The sequence below is a fragment of the SAR202 cluster bacterium genome, assembly GCA_016872285.1.
Taxonomy (GTDB): domain Bacteria; phylum Chloroflexota; class Dehalococcoidia; order Lucifugimonadales.
Window position 1 is genome coordinate 105,157 of sequence record VGZZ01000002.1, and the last position, 13,023, is coordinate 118,179.

General features: G+C 59.0%; 10 protein-coding genes. 3 read left to right on the top strand and 7 right to left on the bottom strand.

The genetic code is table 11. The features are described from left to right. Window positions 1-164: 164 nt before the first annotated feature. A complete protein-coding gene (locus tag FJ320_01355) occupies window positions 165-1,379 on the bottom strand; it encodes a M20/M25/M40 family metallo-hydrolase (protein ID MBM3924627.1) in 1,215 nt (404 codons plus the stop codon). Between the two features lie 645 nt (window positions 1,380-2,024). Between FJ320_01355 and FJ320_01360 the strand changes: the two genes are divergently transcribed. Next, on the top strand, window positions 2,025-2,507 hold the full coding sequence (locus FJ320_01360; protein ID MBM3924628.1) for a nuclear transport factor 2 family protein: 483 nt from the start codon (window positions 2,025-2,027) through the stop codon (window positions 2,505-2,507). A 14-nt stretch (window positions 2,508-2,521) separates the two neighbouring features. Here FJ320_01360 and FJ320_01365 read toward each other — a convergent pair whose 3' ends face one another. From FJ320_01365 to FJ320_01375, 3 genes are all read right to left on the bottom strand, one after another. After that, window positions 2,522-3,076: a hypothetical protein gene (locus FJ320_01365; protein ID MBM3924629.1), complete on the bottom strand. Its 555-nt coding sequence runs from the start codon at window positions 3,074-3,076 to the stop codon at window positions 2,522-2,524. 100 nt (window positions 3,077-3,176) lie between these two features. After that, on the bottom strand, window positions 3,177-3,611 hold the full coding sequence (locus tag FJ320_01370; GenBank protein MBM3924630.1) for a RidA family protein: 435 nt from the start codon (window positions 3,609-3,611) through the stop codon (window positions 3,177-3,179). Window positions 3,612-4,212: 601 nt separating this feature from the next. Then, entirely contained in the window at window positions 4,213-5,490 is a 1,278-nt protein-coding gene (locus FJ320_01375; GenBank protein MBM3924631.1) for a M20 family metallopeptidase, read from the bottom strand. A gap of 120 nt (window positions 5,491-5,610) precedes the next feature. Between FJ320_01375 and FJ320_01380 the strand changes: the two genes are divergently transcribed. Then, complete coding sequence (locus FJ320_01380; GenBank protein MBM3924632.1) at window positions 5,611-6,471, top strand: alpha/beta hydrolase; 861 nt, start codon at window positions 5,611-5,613, stop codon at window positions 6,469-6,471. Between the two features lie 325 nt (window positions 6,472-6,796). Next, window positions 6,797-8,200 (top strand): hypothetical protein, encoded by a 1,404-nt coding sequence (locus FJ320_01385; GenBank protein ID MBM3924633.1) that lies wholly within the window; start codon window positions 6,797-6,799, stop codon window positions 8,198-8,200. A gap of 286 nt (window positions 8,201-8,486) precedes the next feature. On the opposite strand, the gene FJ320_01390 is transcribed toward FJ320_01385, so the two are convergent. The 3 genes from FJ320_01390 to FJ320_01400 form a co-directional block, all read right to left on the bottom strand. Next, window positions 8,487-9,731: an MFS transporter gene (locus FJ320_01390; protein MBM3924634.1), complete on the bottom strand. Its 1,245-nt coding sequence runs from the start codon at window positions 9,729-9,731 to the stop codon at window positions 8,487-8,489. Window positions 9,732-10,057: 326 nt separating this feature from the next. Next, window positions 10,058-11,317: an MFS transporter gene (locus FJ320_01395; protein MBM3924635.1), complete on the bottom strand. Its 1,260-nt coding sequence runs from the start codon at window positions 11,315-11,317 to the stop codon at window positions 10,058-10,060. A gap of 573 nt (window positions 11,318-11,890) precedes the next feature. Continuing rightward, window positions 11,891-13,018, bottom strand: coding sequence for an amidohydrolase (locus FJ320_01400; GenBank protein ID MBM3924636.1), 1,128 nt, complete (start codon window positions 13,016-13,018; stop codon window positions 11,891-11,893). Between the last annotated feature and the right edge of the window lie 5 nt (window positions 13,019-13,023).

The window sequence follows — 13,023 nt, forward strand, 5'->3', positions numbered from 1 at the left end:
CATCGAGGGGGAGAAGGTAAAACAGGAGACAAAGATCGGAATTTGGACTCTTTTCATAGTAATGACAGAATGAGATCTTGTTTCGTGAACTTGGGGTGTGATGGTAGCGGATGTGTCGTTGAGATTCCTCCACTACGGTCGGAATGACGTGACCGCACTACCTATTAGCGCTGCACTAATAGCTCGCGGCAGAAGCGGGCGGTGTCTACCAGGTCTTTGATGTAGACGTGCTCGCGGACGGTGTGCATCTCGTTGGTGGACATGCCTACGACGACGCACTTGATGCCCTCTCGATTTAGCACGTTGGCGTCGGTGCCGCCGCCGGAGGGGCCGGGGTCGGGGCGGAGGCCGATGCCGGTGAGAAGCTTGGTGGTGCGGGCGACCATAGGGTCGTCGGGCGATAGGGCGTACATCTGGAATTCGACCTTCAGCTCGTCCTCGATTTTGGCGTCGCGGTACTTTTTGCGGGCCTTGTCGATGACCTCCAGGGTCTGAAGGCGGAGGAGGTCCAGGGTTTCGACGTTGCGGCTGCGGAACTCGCCGACGAAGACGGCGTTGTCGGGCACGGTATTGCGGACGTTGCCGCCCTTAATCGTGCCGACGTTGAAGGTGGTCTCCTGGTCCAGGCGGCCCTGGGGCAGCGATGTGATAATGTCCGAGGCGATGCGGATGGCGGAGAGGCCTTTTTCGGGTTCGACGCCGGCGTGGGCGGCGCGGCCTGTGACCTTCACGTCCAGGCTCATGTAGGTGGGGCTGGCGGTGGTGATCTTGCTGACGGGGCCGTTGCCGTCGAAGACCACGCCCTCTTTGGCTTTAAGCATGGACATGTCCAGATACTTGGCGCCGACCAGGCCCAGCTCCTCGCCTCGGGTGAAGACAAGCTGGGCGGGACGGCGCTTTTTGCGCTCCTCGTGGAGGGACTCGAGGGCTTCCAGGATAGCGGCGAGGCCGGCCTTGCAGTCGCCGCCGAGGATTGTGGCGCCGTCGGAGATAATGCGGCCTTCGACGACGCGGGGCTTGACGCCCCGGCCAGGCTCGACGGTGTCCATGTGGGCGGAGAGGAGGAGGGGGTTGTCGCCGGGCTCGTTGGCGATGAGGTTGCCGTGGGCGTCGCGCAGGATAGTGAAGCCCCAGGCCTTGAGTCGCCGGGCGAGGTCCTGGGCGACGGCCTCTTCTTCGCCGGAGGGGCTGTCGATGCGGACGATGTCGCAGAAGGTCTTGACGAGGCGTTCCTGCTGGATCACGGCGGCCTCCCTGGGAGTGGTGATGGGGGTCCGGCTTGTCGGACTGCGCCGATTGAATAATAGTATGTGGCGCAGATTATAGCACCTGGGGAGGTGAGAGGGAGGGAGGCGGGATATGGCGAGCCTGACCAACAATTCGTTTCAGGGGAGTCGTTTTGCGATTTTTTCTCAGATCGACTCGAATATTTAGGCACGAGTTAGGCGCGGAGTCGTTTTAGTGGTTTATAGTTGATCCTGAAGATAATGTATGGGGGAAGGGTGGGTCTATCAGTAGATGATGTGAATAGATAAAGGTTCCCAGACCCGCCGCTACATTTATGGTCCGGAGGGCCGACGCGTCGGCCTGCCCCTCCCGATTGTCATCGGGATTTCGTATTGGATTAAGTTAAGGCGCTCAAGACTCAATGATGGATTGTGGGGCAATTGTTTCTCCAAAAAGGGGGTGCTTTTGTGCCTAATCCTGCCAAAAACAACTGAAACAACCTACGGGGACTCGTCTTGTTTTGCGGGCGGTAAAAAAGCATTAACATCTTTTTTATTTGACAAACGAATCGCAAACGAATCCGAAACCCGTAAAGGGAGGGGGAAGGGCGAGGGCCGATAGATCGGCCTCCACATTTTATAGGCAAATAGCGGTGGTGGAGCGATCTTGCCCCTACAAAATTGGGATAGGCAAACCCGCAAGCTTAAATCAATGGGCAGATGTCACTACTCAGAGGTGGTCAGCGATGGGGCATGTCGAGTATTATCTCTGGTCAATAAGTTAAGTGGGTGATAGAGATGCCATTGGATGACATGGAGCGCCGAATTGAGAGGCTGGAGGATATAGAGGCCATCAAGAGGCTGAAGGCGCGGTACTGCGCCTATTGCGACGACAACTATAACGCCGAGGGCATCGCCAGCCTGTTTACCGAGGACGGGGTGTGGGACGGGGAGCCTCGGGGTGTGAACCACGGGCGGGAGGCAATCCGGCAGTTCTTTAGCCGGGGGCACCAGAGGGTGCCTTTCGCGGTGCACATGGTGATGAACCCGATGATTGAGGTGGAGGGGGAGAAGGCGCACGGGACGTGGTACTTGTTCCAGGCCGTGACGGAGGGAGGGCAGGCCACTTCGACAGGCTCAGGACAGGCTAAGTGGGTGTCGGGGAGATACGAGGAGGACTACGTGAAGGTAAAGGGACGGTGGTTTATAAAGAAGCTGTGGGTGCGGTTCAATTTCTGGACGCCGTACGAGAAGGGGTGGGTGAAGGAGAGGTGGGGGTAGGAAGTATCTACCCCTTACTCACGCCGAACCGGTAGGACTAAATGCGGAATTTCCTTGTTACAGTGTGGTAAGCGCGCGTGTGCATTGTGGTAGCTAATCAGCAGATCCCTTTCTACCTCTAGAAACCAGTGACCAAAACGAATAGCAACTAGTGCGTGCGGAATATCAATCCCTTCCAGTCCAGACTCTTGCGCATAGGCGTTAACTTCCTCAGCGGAGGGCATTGTGAATTGTAAGGCTGCCACAAACAAGTTATGAGGCGGAGGAGGGAAACCGCTCTCAAAAAACCTTCTCCCGCCGCGGTGATATCCTTTTCTCCCAGTGCGCGCTGCTTTATCCCACTGATCCCAGCGTTCGACCAAGCAACGAAAAGACCTCTCGCCATCTCGAGTCGGACCTCCAGATTCTCCAATATTAAGTACATTCTCTTCTAATGGATTTGCAGGCCCGTTTGGAATCTGACCACTTGGGAATCTGGCGATTAGATACACGCCCCCCACGTTTGAACCTGGAACAGATTTCCTGTTCTGCCAAGGAAACCATTGGGAAAACTCTATACCATCTTTCATAAACTCTCCTGCAAAAGGTACAAGATTCTACCAGTAGGAGGGAGATAGGCCGTTTTGGTCAATACTTGTTATAGTGTTGGTTGGGTTGCCTCAGCGTCGGCTACCCCCTGACCTCCACCACCATCTCGACCTCCACGGGCACACCGGCGGGGAGGGCGGCGACGCCGACGGCGGAGCGGGCGTGGCGGCCGGTGTCGCCGTAGAGTTCGACTAATAAATCAGAGCAGCCGTTGACGACGGCGGGGGGCTGGGTGAAGTCGGGGGCGGAGTTGACGAGGCCGAGGACTTTGACGATGCGGACGACTTTATCGAGGTCGCCGATTTCTTTTTTGAGGTTGGCGAGGAGAGCGAGGGCGCAGCCTTTGGCGGCGGCGTACCCCTGTTCGACGGTCATGGTGGCTCCGAGTTTGCCGACGAGGAGCTTGCCGTCGGCGCCGCGGGGGACGACGCCGGACATGAAGACGAGGTTGCCGGTGCGGACGGTGGGGACGTAGGTGGCCATGGGGGTGGGAGCGTCGGGAAGGGTGAGGCCCATTTTCTTGAGTTTCTCTTCGATTTTAGGCAAGGGGTTCCTCCTTGGATATTGTTGCTGATGGGGTGCGATGGCGATTACCAAGCTGGGTGGCGGGCACAACAGATTCTTCGACTTCGCTCAGAATGACAAAAAGGGGCTGGGAGGCGTGGGTAGTAGAGATGGGGCGTGATGGTAGCGTGCGTGTTGTTGAGGTTTCTTCCGCCACGGCGGACTCGAAATGACGTATCACCCAACTCAAACCTACCACAGGAAGTGGAGAAAGCCAGCGAGGAGTTAACCGGCAGGCTGGCTTTGGGCATAGATCCTTCGACTACGCCTGAGTGCACGCTTCGCTCAGGATGACAAATATAGCGTGTCGATAATGGAGGGGGCGTGATGCTGGCGGACGGCAGGTTGAGGTTTCTCCACCAATTCGACAGGCTCAGAATAGGCTTCGGTCGAGATGACGTATAGCCCTTTGCCCCAGCACGACTCGGGGAAGGGAGGGAGCTGGTGCTAAACGTACCCTCGCCCTTCGACAAGCTCAGGGTGAGCGGAACAAAATGGAACGCGCCATTATATGTCACGACTAGAAACGACCTTAGAGATAAAGATAGGTGGGTCATTTTTTTATACGCAGGCCGGAGGGTGGGACGGGGGTTTTGGCGTCCAGGCTGCAGACGTCCAGGGCGGTGAGGGCGAGGACTTTGGCGACGCGCTCCATGTGGCTGATGGTGGTGTACTCGTCCGGGGAGGTGGAGGACTCGATGCCGCCGGCGGGGCCGTATAGGAGGCACTGAACGCCGGCCTTCAGCAATTTGGAGGTGTCGTCGCAGCTATAGGACCAGGGGACTACCGTGCCGACTTTTTGGGGGTCGGAGCCGTGGACGGCGCGGTAGTGGCGGAGGACGCTGTCGAGGATGTAGGCGTCCTTGGGCAGGTCGAAAGGCTCGACGATGAGGGAGAAGCACTGGTACTTGGCGGGCGGCGGCATCTCTATTTCGTAGCGGAAGTCGGAGTCCGACCTCTTGATGGCGTCCAGGGCTTCTACGACGTCGGCTTTTATCTGGTCGGCGGTGGCGCCGGGCGGGTAACGGACGTCGATGACGATGGTGCAGAAGTCGGCGATGTAGGTGGCCTCGGTGCGGTTGTAGTCGCGGCCCACGCCGCCGATGATGTTGCCGACGTTGACGCGAGGGAGGGCGGGCAGGTCGGGCCGTGGCTTCACGCGGAACTTGACGGCTTTGATGGCCTGGATAGCCTTTATCATCTTTTCGATGGCGTCGATGGCCTGCTCGACGTTGTTCATGTGGCGGGCGCGGCCCAGAGTGTGAATAGCCATCTCGGCGGAGCCGGCGTGGACGGTGAGGATGTTATCGGCACCGAAGGGCTCGGGCACTACGGCCATGTCGGTGAGGGGGCCGTTTTCGCAGAGATATTTGGTGCCGACGCCGCCCTGAAGCTCGCCGGCGACGCAGGCGAGGACAACGTCGCCTTTGAGGGAGGCGCCGGAGGTGCGGAGGGCCTCAGCGGCCTCGATCATGGCGGCGACACCGCCTTTCATGTTGCGGCTGCCGGCGCCGTAGAGTCGGTCGCCCTCGACGGTGGGGGACCAGGGGTCGCGGCGCCAGCCGTGGGCCAGGGGGTTGACGTCGATGTGGCCGTTGAACATTATCGACTTGCCGCCGCCTTTGCCTTTGAGGGTAGCGATGGTCTGAAATCGGCCAGGCTCCACTTCTTGAAGCTGGACGTGGTAGCCTCGATGGCCGAGCCAGTCGGCGAGGAATTTGGCGGCGGGGGTCTCGTTGCCTTTGAAGCTGGGGATGCGCATGAGGTCTTGGCAAAGGCCAACCATGCGGTCTCTGCGGAGGGCGTCGAAAATTTGCTGCTGTTTAGTCATAGGATAGGCCCTAGTCGCCGCCAAGTGTGCCGCAAAGTAAGGGGATGGTCAAGGGAGATTGGTTGACTTGCGAGGCCGGGGATACTAACTTACGGCCCAGACCACTTATGAGAGGTAGAGATGCCGCATCCACATCGCGAGTTTTTGATGAAGGACGTGAATTTATCCAACGGGATGAGGATGCGGTATTACGAGTGGCCGGGTTCTAAGCCGAACCTGATTTTGCTGCACCCATCGACGGGGTACGGGCGGATGTGGGAGTGGACGGCGGGGTATTTGGGGTCGAGGTTTCATATCTATGCTTTGGACCAGCGAGGTCACGGCGACAGCAGCCGGCCCGATGGGGACTATTCGGCGGAGGAGTATGCCGAGGACTTGCATCTGTTTATGCAAAAGCTGGGGTTGGAGAAGGCGGTTATCGCGGGGCACTCGCTGGGGAGCCGGGTGGGGCAGGCTTTCGCGGCTATATACCCGTCGGAGGCGCAGGCGCTGATACTGGTGGGCGGGCCGCATTACAGCAACTTTTTCCCGGAGCGGCATAGGGTGGCGCAGGTGCTGGAGGGGTCGAATCGGACGCTGACATCGCCGACGGAGTTCCCGTCGCGGGAGGCGGCGATGGCGTATATAAAGGCGAACCGCCCCGGCGATAGCAAGGAGGCGCTGGACCATCGAATCGAACACAACATGCTGCCGGTGGGAGGGCATGGGCTGGCGTTCAAGTACGACAGGGTGCGAGTGGCGCAGGGGCTGGCGCACATGTCGGACAACTTGCGGAAGCACGCCGAGAAGGTGAAGTGCCCGGTGGCGATATTTCGGGGGACTAAGAGCAGCCACCTGTCGAAGGAGGAGGCGCAGCGGGTGGCGAAGTGCTGGGGCGATGCGGCGGTGATAGAGGTGGAGGGGGACTACGGGCTGGAGGTGGAGAACCCGGAGGGGCTGGCGAGGGCGGTGGAGGGGTTTGTGAGGGAGAGAGTGAGGTAGGGGGGAGGGAGGGGAGAGTGGGCGAGGCCACCTCGCCCCTACATAATAGGCGGATGGCTTAGAGATGAAGATGAGGTGTGATGACAGCGGACGGCAGGTTGAGGTTTCTCGACCCCGATTAGCATCGGGATTTCGCATTGATATGGCTATGTTAAGGTGCTCAACTCCACTCGAAATGACATAGCGCCCCACATTTAGTATGCCCCGCAAAGTTATAGGGGCTGGGTGTGATTATGTAAAAGATGTCGTAAAATTTAGGGCGGGTTAAAGCCAGCCTTTGTTAGAATACCGACACTTTCTTACCTCGAGTGTAGTTAAGAAGTAATTGGCGCACGATACTTCGACGCATCATAAGAAGCATAAGGCCGTTAAAAGGCCGGCCAAGATTACGGCCCCACAGATAATCGCGCCGCATTACGTACCGTTCTTTCGGATTATTCTTTCAGGTTTCGTGTATTTGACGGTCATCGGCGGCGTGCTGCTGGCGATGCCGTTTGTGAGCGCCGACGGCGACTTTACGTCGCCGGTGGACTCGTTTTTCACCGCGGTGTCGGCCATTAGCGCCACGGGGCTGGCGGTGGTGGACACCGCCGACCACTGGAACGCGTGGGGCGAGCTTATCATCGTCGCGCTGGTGCAGGTGGGAGGTATCGGATTCATGGCTATCAGCGCTTTCCTACTGCTGATGCTGCGCCATCGGGTGAACACGGGGGACAACCTGCTGGTGGACAACGTTGGGGCCACGGACAAGCGGCATTTCACCGAGTTTGTGGTGCTGGTGATAATCGGGACGCTGATTATCGAAGCGGCGGGGATTGTACTCCTATACCTCACGCTGCCGGACGGGCTGGGAATTAACGGGGTGTGGCACTCGATTTTTTACGGCGTATCCGCTTTTAACAATGCCGGTTTTGACTTGCAGGGCGAGTTTGCAGGGCTGACGGTCTTTCAGCACAACCTAAGCTTTCTGGGCGCGCTGTCCTTGATGTTTGTCCTCGGCGGGCTGGGTGTGCCGCTGCTGCTGAATATAATATCGAGGATGCCGTGGGTGGGGTGGAACCTGGACACCAGGATATCGCTGACGACGGTGGCGTTGCTGCTGGTAGCGGGGACGGGGGCGCTCTTTTTGGTGGACCTGGCCACCAGCGCCAGCACAACGATATCGGCGGCGCCGGATAGAGCGATGAACGCGTTCTTTATCTCGTCGTCGGCGAGGACGGCGGGGTTCAGCACGTTGGACATGGGCGCGATGGCGTTGCAGCCCATCCTTTTCATCATGGCGCTGATGTTTATAGGAGGCGTGTCAGGATCGACGGCTGGAGGCATAAAGGTCAACACCTTCGCGACGGTGGTGCTGACGGCGGTGTCGTACCAGAGGGGCTATCGACAGGTGCACGCCTTCGGCAGGGTTATCCCGGAGACGCAGGTCCACAAGGCGATAACGGTGGTGTTCCTGGCGGTGTGCAGCGTCTTTGTCTTCATGCTTATTCTCACAATAACTGAGGAGGCGGAATTTATTCGGCTGTTGTTTGAAGCTATTTCAGCGCTGACGACCACGGGGTTTTCCATGGGGCTGACGCCGAATCTCAGTGATACGGGGAAGGTGGTCATTATTTTCGCCATGTTCCTGGGGAGGCTGGGGCCGCTGACGGCGGTGCTGGCGCTGACGCACCGGCAGCAGGTGGCGCCGGAGCCGAAAGGGGAGGAGGAGGCGATAAGGATAGGATAGGGGAGAAGGGGAGAAGTTTCCCCCAGTCCCGCTCCGACCCACCTCTCTAGCTCTCCCCCTCAAGATAGTTTTCGCTGGTAAGACAGCCTCAGAGGGAGAACAGGGGCAAGTGGCTCTAATATGTGTTTTGTAGTGCCAGGGTTTCACCCCTCATCCTGCGCCTTCTCCCACAAGGGGAGAAGGAATTTGCTCTGTGCTAGGCATTCCTTTTTTGTACCTCGAAGCTCAATTATCACGAAACATTCAAGGAGAGGAGAGGATCAAAAAAGAGCGCTGGTAAGGGCCGTTACCCAGTCGCGGCGGTGCGGTAGCGCCAGAGGGAGCGGAGTTTGAGGATGATGAGGAGGCTTAAAACAAGGCCTATGGAGGCGTCGATGGCGAGGGCGATGGGGGCGGACCAGAGGTCGGCGATGGCGCCGGTCATGAGGAGGCCCAGGGGAAGGCCGTAAATAGCCATGGAGCGCATCCCCATGACGCGGCCTCGAAGGGAGCCAGGGGTCACTTTGAGCAGGAGCATGTGGCTGGTGACCTGGGAGAAGGACTGGAAGAGGCCGGCGAGGAAAAGGAGCGCCAGCGAGATGCTGAACCAGGAGGACGCGGAAAACAAGACTGTGAGGGCGTACCAGCCGAACATGCCTATTAAGGTAAACCGCCCAGGCCTCTGCAAGCCGCTGAGGGAGGCCACAGTTATCGACCCCAGGAAGGCGCCGGTGGAGGAGACCCAGAGGAGGACAGCCAGGCCAAAGGCGTCGGTGTCCAGGACGTCTTTGGCAAAGACCGGGAGCAGGCCGTAGGTGAGGGGGAAGGCGGCGAAGTTGACCAGAAAGGCCAGAAGCATTATCGCCAGGAGCAGCTCGTCACGGCGAACATAAGCGGCGGCCTCGGCTACGTTTTTCAAGACCGACAGGGGCTGCCTGGAGGCCGCGATAACCGGCACGCGCACCGGCAGGGTGAAGACGGCGGCGAGGATAAAAATAACGAGAAGGGTGGCGTAGACCCAGGAAAGGCTGGTCTGCTCCACCAGCACGCCGCCGATGAGAGGGCCCGCCATGGAAGCCGCGCTATGCCCAATGCCGTTGACGGCTACGGCGTTCAGAAGGCGGTCACCGGACACGATATCTGCCATAACGGCGTCGCGAGTCACCGAATTAAAGGACTTCCCAAGCCCACTTAGGGTGATAACAATGAAAACATGCCACACTTCCAGGCTATCAGAAACAGCCAGGGTGAGAACGCAGATAGAGAGGCCAATCAAAAAGAGCCGGAGAAGGAGCAGGAGGCGCTGTCGGTCCAGGCGGTCCACCACCGCGCCGTAGAAGGGCGACAGCAAGGTGCCGAACCATCGCAGGGCGCCGAAGAGGCCCAGGAGGAAGGGCGAGTCGGTCTCGACCAGCACAAACCAGGCCAGGGCAACGAACTCGATCTGCTCGGCCAGGGCGATGAGGGAATCGGAGCCCCAGAGACCGCGGAAGCTGCGGTCTTTGAAGACCTCAAGGGGCTTCCAGCGTGTTAGATAGGGGAGCTTGACCATTGAATTAGCGAGGCTGGAGAGTCTTAAAGGTCAACGAAGGTACTTACTGTTAGTCTGCTCTTGATATTAACCCCGACCTTGCTCCGCAATCCTTCTCGCTCAGGATGGTTGTCGCTAATTTTGAGCGTTGGAGCTACTTGCCAGCGAGAAAAGACGCAGGACGCGGCAGTAAAATGACTAACGAAGTTACCGTCATAACAGATTCCTCGACTACGCTCGGAATGACAATATGTTTCCTTTTCATTAGCCTCAATCCTCAACTAGTGAGGAAGGTATTCGCATAGGAAGAGGACCAGAAGAGGCCGATAAAGCGAAGAGAATTATCATTAAGCCTGTCTGGCGCCGACTTTGCGCAAGGGGAGGGAGAAGAGGAGCATGGTGGAGAGGAGGGTGATGCCGCCGGCGTAGTAAAAGACGTAGGTGACACCAAAGGCGTCGGAGATGCCGCCGGCGATGAGGGGGGAGGAGGCGGCGAGGACGCCCTGGGCGCCCTGGACGACGCCGATGGCGGTAGCCTCGGTGCCGACGCCGACGATGTCGATGATGGCGGCCTGCATGATCTGGCCGAGGGAGAAGGTGAAGAGGCCGATGCCGGCCATTATCGCCAGGACGGCCCAATCGTTGGTCATTTGAACGAAGACGATGGAGAGGACGCCTACCATAAGGGTGCCGAAGACCAGCACGCCTTTACGGCCTACGTTGTCGGAGATGGTGCCGAGGATGGGAGAGGCGAAGGTGCCCAGGCCGGTGAGCATGGCGAAGTAGAGGCCCAGCTTGATGCCCTCGTCATTGAAGCCGCGCTCTTCGACGAGGTATATCGGCACGAAGGTGGTGATGGCGCTGCCGCCCATGCCTCGCAGGAGGCTGGAGGTGAGGAGGCCCCAGATAATGGGGTTTCGCATCATCTGCCGCGCGCCCTGGAGGCGGGTCCGCAGGTCCGGGCCCTTCTTGTCCGACCTGCCGCCGACGTTTTGCAGGGACCACCAGATAACTCCGGCGATGATCACTGCGGGGATGGCGTAAACGAGGAAGATTTCCCGCCAGAAAAAGATGCCCAGCAGGGCGCTGGCTACGATGGGGCCGATGGCATTGCCCACGTTGCCGCCGACGCCGTGTATTGATAAAGCGAAGCCGCGTTTGTCCGGGAAGCGCTGGGAGAGGGCGGCGATGCCGGGGAGGTGCCAGATGGTGCCGGGCAGTGCGATCATGAGCATGGCGAGGAGCAGCACCCAGTAGTTGGGGGCGAGGCCCATGAGGACGTAGGCTACACAGGTCCAGAGCATGGTCATGACCAGGATCATGCCCCATTTGCGCTGCACCATGTCGATGGCGAAGCCCGCGGGGATGCTGACGAGGCCGCTGGCGAGGTTGCGCACAAAGGTCATGGCACCTATTTGGAGATCGGTGAGGCCCAGGTCTTCCTTGATGGTCGGGATCATGACCAGGAAGCTTTCGGAGTACCAGTGGGTGATGCCGTGGCCTATGGAGAGGTTGCTGAGGACAAAGTAGCGGTTCTCTTTGAACGCGCCCTTCTTCCGGTCCCCTGGGCCTGGCGGGACCCCGGCCGCTGTCGGTGATTTTGCCATGGGGCTAGGCTTTAGCCGCCAGGGCGTGGATTAAATGTGAGGTGTTGTGGGTGGTCATTAGGTGTGTATTGATTGATAGGGGACGCTCAAAAATTCCGAGCGATTATACACCTGTCGAGGCGCAAATCCATAACGGGGATGATTAGGGGCGGTTGGTCTGCGTGAAAAACGAGCTTTGTTCTTAAGCGGGGCCACCATCCCCTGGCCCCTTCCTTTCAGGAAGGGGAAGAGAAATAAGGATCACCTCATCACCCTCTAACTCCCTCTTCTCCTTTGCAATAGGAGAAGAGGGAGAACCAAATGGGATACCCAACCCCATCCGACAAAAAAGTACGTGGTTTTTATAAGCTAAGTGAACACGCATCTCGCGTCAGTTGGGAGGAGAAGATAAAAATTGCACCAATCCCCCCTCTAGCCCGCCTTTCTTCCCTCGGGAGGTACTTGGCGCAGACTCATCGTAATAGGAGAAGAAGGATAACCAGACGGGACACGTTCCAAGCGGAGTCTCAGTGACGCGCTAGAAAGAGAGAATAGCGCGTCTAACGCAGGGCAATGTCCCCCATGGACGAGGAACTACTTGCTGTAGAGGCGGCGGACGTTGCCGCTGACTATTAGGGCTTGCTCGTCCTCGGGGACGCCGGCGAGGATTTCAGAGAGGACTTCGCGGGAGCGGGGGAAGGTGGACTCGGCGTGGGGGTAGTCGTTGCCCCACATGATCTGGGTTACGCCGATGACATCGCGAAGGCGAATGCCCGGGCCGTCCTCCTGGAAGCTGTGCCAGACGTTGCGTCGCATGTAGTCGCTGGGGGTCATGCTTTCTTTGTATCGATAGGTAGCCTGGGTAGGACGCTCGATGTAGGTCACGTCCATACGGTGCATGAAGAAGGGCAGCCAGGACAGCTCGTGCTCGACGTTGGCGACTCGAAGTTTAGGGAATCGCTCGAAGACGCCGGAGATGATAAGGTGGCCGAGGGAGAAGCGGACGGGAAAGTCGTTGTTGCAGCGGTCGACGGCGGTCTGGACGACTTTGCCGTTGACGATGAGCTTGGCGTTGCCGGGTCGGACGGTGCCGAGGTGGAGGCTCAGGGGCAGGCCGATGTCCTGGGCGGCGGCCCAGAAAGGCTCGTAGTCAGGCTTGCCGTAGTCCTGGCCGGGCTTGGGGCCGGTGGGGATCATGGCGCCCTTAAGGCCAAGGTTGGCCACGTACTGAAGGTCGGCGATGCTGGCGGGGATGTCCTCCATATCCAGAAGCACGATGCCGATGCCGTTAAGCCCGCCGGGAAAGGGCTTGCAGAAGTCGGCCAGCCAGTGGTTGTAGGCCTTGAAGGCGGCGCGGACGAAGGTGGAGTCATCGAGGCCGTAGAAGCCGGCGGTGGTGGAGGCGTAAAGGAAGTCGCCGGAGACGCCGTCGGACTGGATATCTTTCATATGGGCGTGGGGGTCGTAGCCGCCGGGGACGGTGTCGCGGGCAAACTTGCCTTCCAGGGTGATGGTCTGGGGCTGGGTATAGCGTTTGCCGGCGGAGGAGGTGGTGCCGATGGCGCCGAGGCCCTGACCGTTGACCATCCAGCGGTCAACCTTGTCGCCTATTTGTAGGTGTGGGATACGGTCGCCCCAGGTCTTTTTGTCCATACGTTCCGTCCAGAGGTTGGGCGGCTCGACGACATGGGAGTCGGAGGAGATGACGGGGGCTTCAATCATTTGCA

Excerpts from the sequence above, each read along its gene's own strand:
- FJ320_01390 (MBM3924634.1), bottom strand. The coding sequence starts at position 9,731 with ATGGTCAAGCTCCCCTATCTAACACGCTGGAAGCCCCTTGAGGTCTTC.
- FJ320_01380 (MBM3924632.1), top strand. The coding sequence starts at position 5,611 with ATGCCGCATCCACATCGCGAGTTTTTGATGAAGGACGTGAATTTATCC.
- FJ320_01395 (MBM3924635.1), bottom strand. The coding sequence starts at position 11,317 with ATGGCAAAATCACCGACAGCGGCCGGGGTCCCGCCAGGCCCAGGGGAC.
- FJ320_01360 (MBM3924628.1), top strand. The coding sequence starts at position 2,025 with ATGCCATTGGATGACATGGAGCGCCGAATTGAGAGGCTGGAGGATATA.
- FJ320_01365 (MBM3924629.1), bottom strand. The coding sequence starts at position 3,076 with ATGAAAGATGGTATAGAGTTTTCCCAATGGTTTCCTTGGCAGAACAGG.
- FJ320_01400 (MBM3924636.1), bottom strand. The coding sequence starts at position 13,018 with ATGATTGAAGCCCCCGTCATCTCCTCCGACTCCCATGTCGTCGAGCCG.
- FJ320_01370 (MBM3924630.1), bottom strand. The coding sequence starts at position 3,611 with ATGGGCCTCACCCTTCCCGACGCTCCCACCCCCATGGCCACCTACGTC.
- FJ320_01375 (MBM3924631.1), bottom strand. The coding sequence starts at position 5,490 with ATGACTAAACAGCAGCAAATTTTCGACGCCCTCCGCAGAGACCGCATG.